This window comes from Bacteroidota bacterium (genome assembly GCA_008933805.1).
Lineage (GTDB): Bacteria > Bacteroidota > Bacteroidia > UBA8524 > UBA8524 > SB11.
On record WBUH01000033.1, the window covers coordinates 1 to 7367 of the forward strand.

The 7367-nt window shown below is 38.2% G+C and carries 7 protein-coding genes; 1 reads left to right on the top strand and 6 read right to left on the bottom strand.

Annotated elements, in window-relative coordinates; translation table 11 throughout:
* From F9K23_18715 to F9K23_18740, 6 genes are all read right to left on the bottom strand, one after another.
* The coding region (locus F9K23_18715) for a hypothetical protein (GenBank protein ID KAB2912649.1) at nucleotides 1-551 on the bottom strand (551 nt) is incomplete at its 3' end.
* Nucleotides 544-1614 carry a hypothetical protein gene (locus F9K23_18720; GenBank protein ID KAB2912650.1) on the bottom strand — a complete coding sequence of 357 codons (1071 nt, stop codon included), beginning with the start codon at nucleotides 1612-1614 and terminating at the stop codon, nucleotides 544-546. The genes F9K23_18720 and F9K23_18715, both read right to left, overlap by 8 nt.
* A gap of 424 nt (nucleotides 1615-2038) precedes the next feature.
* Nucleotides 2039-2449 (bottom strand): hypothetical protein, encoded by a 411-nt coding sequence (locus F9K23_18725; GenBank protein KAB2912651.1) that lies wholly within the window; start codon nucleotides 2447-2449, stop codon nucleotides 2039-2041.
* Nucleotides 2450-2515: 66 nt separating this feature from the next.
* Entirely contained in the window at nucleotides 2516-3043 is a 528-nt protein-coding gene (locus tag F9K23_18730) for a hypothetical protein (protein KAB2912652.1), read from the bottom strand.
* A 224-nt stretch (nucleotides 3044-3267) separates the two neighbouring features.
* Complete coding sequence (locus F9K23_18735) at nucleotides 3268-4179, bottom strand: hypothetical protein (GenBank protein ID KAB2912653.1); 912 nt, start codon at nucleotides 4177-4179, stop codon at nucleotides 3268-3270.
* 1 nt (nucleotide 4180) lies between these two features.
* Complete coding sequence (locus tag F9K23_18740; protein KAB2912654.1) at nucleotides 4181-6670, bottom strand: hypothetical protein; 2490 nt, start codon at nucleotides 6668-6670, stop codon at nucleotides 4181-4183.
* Between the two features lie 345 nt (nucleotides 6671-7015).
* Here F9K23_18740 and F9K23_18745 point away from each other — a divergent pair.
* Nucleotides 7016-7367, top strand: a 352-nt coding sequence (locus F9K23_18745) for a recombinase family protein (protein ID KAB2912655.1), incomplete at its 3' end; no start/stop codon positions are given.

Genomic DNA, 7367 nt, shown 5'->3' on the forward strand with positions numbered 1-7367 from the left:
GCTGACGCTACGGCTTCCGGGTCTTTATTTAATAGTTCCTGAGTCTTTGAATCGTACAGGCTGACGCTTGAATGCTCGAGCAGGTCTGAGTAGATTATGCAGACTTTGCGTGCGTTGTGTGATGCCGGTTTTTTTGAGAGTGTATTGAGTGCTTTGGCACAAGTTCTGAAAACTATAGATTTCGCTTTCCTAATGCTATCGCGTTTGGCAAGCACGGTCAATTGTGCGGATAACTCTTTAGAAAATTGCTTCACTTTTTGCTTACGCAGGTCTTTGTTCACCGTTAACGGATTTTCTTTAGGCAGTTTGCATAGAGTTGCTTCCGTATAATCCCCGTCGGTGATTGGGATTACGGTAATGCACGCACCTGCGTATATATCCGCAGTTACCCCTGCAAATTCCAACAAGGTGATGGCGTCGGGATAGATGAGGTGTTGGTCGGTAATATCGACCAACACTACCAGTTCTATATCAAAGGAGTCTGACGAGTGTTGTTGGGTACAACCTGCTGCTATCGCTGCAATGACTGCAAAGAGGATGAGTTTATTCATTAGATGTGGTGGATTTGTAGTTGAAGTTTGTTTTAAATGGAAAGGGATACGGCTCTTGAATGGATGGGCCGATTGGTGTTGTCTTTCGGGTTACAATGCGCTTTTTATAGTCCTCAAAACCACTCTTTGCAAAGGAGATTACCTGTTGCTCAAGGGTATGGCCGTACTCGTAGATTTGTGCGGCTGACAGTGCCGTTGAGCGGGAGTTTACATCGGCAGCTGTTATCTGTTGCTCAATTGCCTCAAGCTGTGTTTCCAACTCCTTCTTTTTACGCTGAGCTGTTTTGTAATTGGTATATTTTGTTTTGGTTTCTTTATCCGGTTGGAGTAAGGATAGCAACATAGCAATTGAAGTCATTATTACCGAGGTAACAATAAACAACCACGGACTGTATATAATTCCTTCACCACCATCTTCTTGCGAACGTTGTGTTAAGTAGTCTGCTCTCCCCGTGCCTATGAAATAAAAGAAGACAACCGGAAGTAGCCACATAATCGCAAACACAATGCGTTTTTCTTTTGGGGTACGTGTACGGCGCAGTACCGCAGGTACGCTATCGTAATAGGAAGAGAGGGCGACGGCCAAAAGTGAAGCGGCTATTGCCGACTCTATCCAGTTGAGGCCGAATTGAGAAAAAATTGGGACGGCATACAGGCCTTCAAACAAGGCGATGGCCGCAACCGTTGTTTTAATACCGATGTGTTTAGCAGGATTGTAATCGGGTGGCTGTGGCATATCCTTGCAATGGTCAGTAAGGGCATCCTCTAACTCTTTACGGGAATTATGCAAATCTTGCTTATTGCTGTTTGCCGCATCGGTAGTTTGGCGCACCTCGAATAGCAAGGCATCACTTTGCAGATGTTGATTGATAAGTGTAATCAGGTTCTCAAATTTGCTATGGTGTTCCGCCCAATAGAAGGAAAAGGTTTCGCCTTCGCGGGGGAGGTTACTTACCGCTAAATGGTTTGCATCGGAAATAAATTTTTCTTTAATCGTGTCGAGTTCCCTACGCAGCAAGGCTTCAAGCCCCGCATCCATAGGATTGGTTTTTTGGATATTCATTATTGTAACTATTTAAATGGTGAAGAAATTTGTACTGTGAAATGTGCTTATAGCTCTATCGGTGTCCCTTTCTTTTCTGTTTTTATGAAGGGTATCAAGCGGTGATGGGTGTATGTTGGTGTCAAAATCTGCCGGGTAGCGTTCTATACCGCACTGTAATTAAATCGCTTCCAATGAAGCCTTTAAATTGTGCACTTGCCGTAGAAGGTGTGCCTCGTTATTGGCAATGCTTTCCAACTCTTTGTGAAGGGTTAGTTTTTGTGAGGGGTTACTCCCGGTTAGTTGGTGAAGGGTATTTTGTTTTTGGGTTTGAAGTGTTGTTAATTCTTTTTCTTTGCAATAGCCTACAGAGGTTGGCTACTGAATGAGCCAAAACATCATATCTTCAACAGTGGGATCGGATTTGTTTTTAGGTTCCATTGTATTAGCGATCCATTTCTTTATTGTTTTCTTTACTTTGGCGGGTTTGACGGATTTTTGATAGGGCTTTTTCTGCTTCCAATGCTTTCATTTCGTTTTCTGCAACTTTCCACTCATCAAACTCATCTTGTTCCCGGTACGGGATATTTCGCTTGGGGGTTAATAACGATTGTGAATATTTCAATTGCTCCAGCCTAGTAACCAATTGTTTTTCTTGATTTTCCAGTTGATTAAGCTTGATGAAGTTTCTCAAATTTGAAATCCCGGTTGTAGTGTTTATGATTTGGTGCTCGATTGCAATTCTCCGTTTATGGATGGCCCCTATTTTATTGGAGAGTTGTTCAATTGAAGATTCTAAGGAAATACGGGAGACATCACTATGATGCCTCACCTTTTGAGGGGTATGTTTTGACATATAAATAGTTATAAGGGTGTGGTGAAAAATGGAAAGAACCCCCGGCGGATGCCGGGGGTGATGTGTTTAGTGATGCACTCTACGTAGTGTGGCTTGGATATGACCCAATAGCTCTTTGTGGCCGTCATAGCCTGACTGGTTTTCCTGTTCCAGTTCAAACAGGATTTTTTCCCCTATCAAAAGCTGCTCTTGGGCTTCTGTGTGTTTGCCTGTTTTAAGGAGACACGCACCCAATTTCCAATACACGAAACATAATGACTTTGTGTGCGAAGGCTGATAGAGGAATTGGTCTTTTGACCTTTTTATCAGTTCCAGCGCATCATCAATCAGGCGGTACAGTTTATCTGTATTCCGTCTAACATAGGCTTGATTTGCATAAATACGCAGCAGGTACTTCTCACAAAACAATACTCCTTCGGTTTCGTGGGTTTCGCTAAAACCTACCTGAGTTGCCTTGATAATACCGATTGCGGTGTTGAAATGGTGTTCCCCTATTTCGTTTTGGTAGTAGGTTAACCGTACTGATTCATAATAGGGTGATTGTTTAGCGCGCTTTCCTCGGAAAGCGTCGTTTGAAAATTTTGAATTTTTCATTTTTATTTTATTAAGCAATTCAAAATTCTCTAAAGGCACTGTCCTTATTGGGAGAACGGAACAAAAACGGACGTAGGAAAAACGGAAGAAGCTTGACAAAAAATTATAATTCTGATATTATATAATCAGCCTAATAGATATGCCAATATTCATTTTGTTTTATTAAGCAATTACAAAATCTGGCATACGGGCTAGCTTCGTCGGGATGACGAAGCTTTTTTATATTAGATTAGGATTTTTCTGCTTTCTAACTCTCTCCTTATTTTATCAAAGCATTGAATGATTTTAGGTTCGATATCAGGAATACTTAATCCTTTGATAAATTTAATGTGGTGTGTAATGTAATCCTTGAACTTCTCTTTTAGATGCCCATTTTCAATGAAATAAGGATTGTAAAAAAATATCCGCTTCCCTTCCAATTGCAGAGGTTCCTTAATAGCTTTTGCGGCATCATTCATCTTAAATAAATACACATGTAAACCTTTCTCTTTATCCATGAAAAGAAGTAAGCCAAAGGGATCAAATGATATAAAACAGATTGCAGCTTCCACAGTAACGGTAAACGCATTGCCCTCGTTTTCAGCATTAACTATGTAACGAAGGTCATAATAATGTCCGTTGTAGTTGTCGAAAGTTATTAGGGTTTTGAAATCAATATCATTTATCCAGTCCGGTTTGTTTTGTAAAGCTAAAAATTCCCGGGCTTTAAAAATACATTCCTGAAAATGGTTTTTTCCTGATTTGGTTGATTGCTCAATAATATTACCCTTGCCAGGTGTGACATAGTTATAATTCAAGGGAAAGTATTCGCTCAGCAGTTCAGGTATTTTATTGCCAGGCTTATTTGATATACATATCCAAAACTTATCTAGGAAGGAAAACTTTCTTTGGGATAGCAGTTTGAAAATATGTTCTATGCTTTTCGTCCCAACCTTAAACTTTAACTCCCAATCGACGAAATAGATATCCGCTATGTTTCCATCATCCGAAATGGTATCAACAAATGGAATAACACTAGTTGAATCTGTTATCAGTTCTACTTCTCTCACCAATTCTAAGTCAGGATACTGCTGTAACTTTTTTTCAATTGCTTGGTAAGCATATTCTTCGTCTTCGATAACAACTACTTTAGTCATACTATCTGTTTTTAATTGTAAATGAATAGGTTAAAATAAATGTGCTGTTTACTTTTTTTGGTATAAGGTTAGACTTGCCTTTTGGATTGTACCCATTCAGAACGGCTTCCATAAATTTTATTCCGGTTCTTTTTTCAATCTCTTGGGTAATATTGTCAGGATAAATAGGATTAGTTACGGTAACTGTATGTTTATCCCCATCTTTTGCTACTGATACTATGACTTTAGCACTATCACTATTATCAACTGAGCCATGTTTGTATGCGTTTTGAATTGCATTAAATAATACAAATGTGGGAAAATTTGCAGTTGGGTCAGTTTCATAATCAGCACAAATTTTGTCACTGGCGGAAACTTTGTCGGTTGATGTATAACTTAAGTCAACATAACTACATGCCAGATTATATTCATCCTCATACGTAAGAGTCGGCTCTTGGGAATAAAAATGTAATTGGTCAAGCAAGGTGCTTAATTTTTCAAGCCTACTTTTTATAAGTTGGGGTATTGTGCCTTCATGTTTTTTTATGATTTTCCTTATACACTGCGGGGCTAAGTGCCCTATTTGGTCCATTGTATGAGAAAGCAACTGGGCCTTTGCCTCAGAGACTTTAGCTTTTTTCCGCTCTCTTATAGCCCACCCGGTAAGGAAGCTTATTATAGCTAATACTATTCCGCCAAGGATGAGATAAGTATATAACTCTCTAATGGTATTTTCACTTTTATACTTTTCTGGGACATATTCCCCAAACAGCGCAGCCGAAAAAACTCTACTAGACTCTTCATCATCAACTTTAATTCTTGCCCGGTCTACTTTCGACAAGAGCATCGCGGCATCTCGCCAGTGTTTTTGTTTGATTGCCCACTCGCCCAATATCTTTAATAATTGGTCGGATTTAAGTCCAAAATTTTTTTCTAAGTTTTCATTTAAAAGAAACTGTTTATATCCGCCATAGTGAAATGTATCTAGGGAGCCTACTGAATCTATAAGCATTTGAAAGTGGTCTGGTTTCCAAAGGCGGGGATCCGAAGGAAAAGAAAAGGTATAATCCTGATACGAATGATAATAATCCATTTTTTCATTTACAAATTGCTCAATAATTAGGTAGAGATTTTTAGCTTGATTTATTTCACCTTTATCACGCTCAATATCTGCCAGTTTTTTTAAGTCCTCATAATATTTAAGTGAAATTAGATTATTGGCAGAGTTTGCGGTGTTAAGAATAAGCTGTATTTGAACTTGACTGGCCCTTTCGACTTGTAACACTAGCCTATGATAATCACATAATAAAATATTGAAGTCTCTTATAAATGTTTCGTTCTTTTTTATTTCTGAATCATTTAGATATTTAGATAATGAATGTATGACACCCGCCACAATCAATAGTCGCCTATTTGTCAGTGTCCCTGTCCCTCTGATTTCAGTAAACGCTATTACAGTTTCATAGTGGGCGATTCTCAGTACCCGTCTAAAAAACTCCGGTAAGGATATATAGTTTCTTTTACCGCTAGCTCTATCATATGCCTCTTCGGAACGAAGTGGTCGTAAGGTTTGCCGTAGATATGCTAAGTATCTTTCTTCGCGTTTAGCTGCTATAAAATCAGCGATAATTGGTTCTATTTTCTCGTGGTATTTATATAGTTTGTTATTAATCAGGATATATTCAGCAAACCTAAAACTGATGAAAGCATATTCTGAATTTTTTCTAATAGTATTAAAAGCCTTACCGATAGCTATTCTTAGCACCGCTTGTTGCAGAGGAGAGTATTTTCCTGAACGTATAAATATCTCATCAATAGGAAGGTATATAAACAACAAATCTTCTTCCGTACACCTTAATTGAACAAACTTTTCTATCAATGCGAGATATAGGTGGAACTTAAAATCGTTATTTTTCAAACTGCGAAAAACATCAATGATAGAATCTCTACTTCTTATATATTTAAATGAATAACTTTTACCATCAATAATTTGACAGGAACTATCATAGGAAATAGAATTAACGAATCTAACGTATTTATTTGTGTTTTCAGGTTGTTGTTCATTGTAATAATAATTAACGATGAAACGACTTTCTGGATACCATATCTGATCTTCGATTTTTGGTGTGCGAGTTAATTTTATAGCATCTGCATGTCTTTTGAGATCATTGAGAGGAATTTCTTTTTGGTATGATTGACTCTTGCAGTTTTCATCGATTTTATTTTTTAGTGCCTCAAGAATTAGAGAATCCTCCAATAAGTAGAATTTTTTGCCGCAGACTTCACTAATGCTACTAATTATGATGTCTGAATACTGTGGAGAAAAGTTAAATGAGTCTTTACGTCGCCATCCTGAAAACTCTCGAATCCAATTTATACTATCAATATTGTTCTGTGACCCCTCCTGCAATAAAATATCAGCCTGAATAGTCTCAAGGGGTATAGGAAATTCTTTTTGGCAAAAGCAAATAACCGGATACAGAAATAAGCCACATAAAATTGTATTTTTCATATTCCGCTAATTGATAGATTTCAAATATATTAAATTACATCTTAAACAAACAGTTTCTGCCATTTTGTCCATCCTTTTCCTTTGGCATTTTATTAGTTCTTTGCTGGTTGCCTTTCAGCCATAATCTTTTTATGGCTCTTGTCTTTTTGTTCGTAACTATTTCCCAGTATTTACGAGCGTTTTCACTCTAAATTTTATATCTTTGGCTAAGCCCAAATCACATACTCCTGCTATTAAAACCGATTGCCCCGATGACAATCTGGCGGCACTTCGTGTTTTTGTGGAGTTGGTTATCCGGGCGTATAAAAACAAACAGAAAAAAGAACAATCTAAAGATAATTAGCAATGGAGAGGGTTATCACATATTGCCGAGTTTCAACAGACGAGCAGGCCAGCCAAGGGTATTCACTGCGAGATCAAAAGGATAAGTTGGAGAAGTATTGTTCTGCTCATGGATATGCTGTTGCTGCCCATTATGAGGAAGATTATTCTGCCAAAACGTTTGACAGGCCGGAGTTTAAGAAGTTGCTTGCATTTATAAAACGCAATAAAGGATTAATAACTAAACTTATATTTATTCGCTGGGACAGGTTTTCCAGAAATATAACGGATGCTCTAGTGGTTATCCGTGAGTTAGCCTCATACGGCATTACCTGTATCAGTATTGACCAGCCCCTTGATTTATCCATACCGGAGA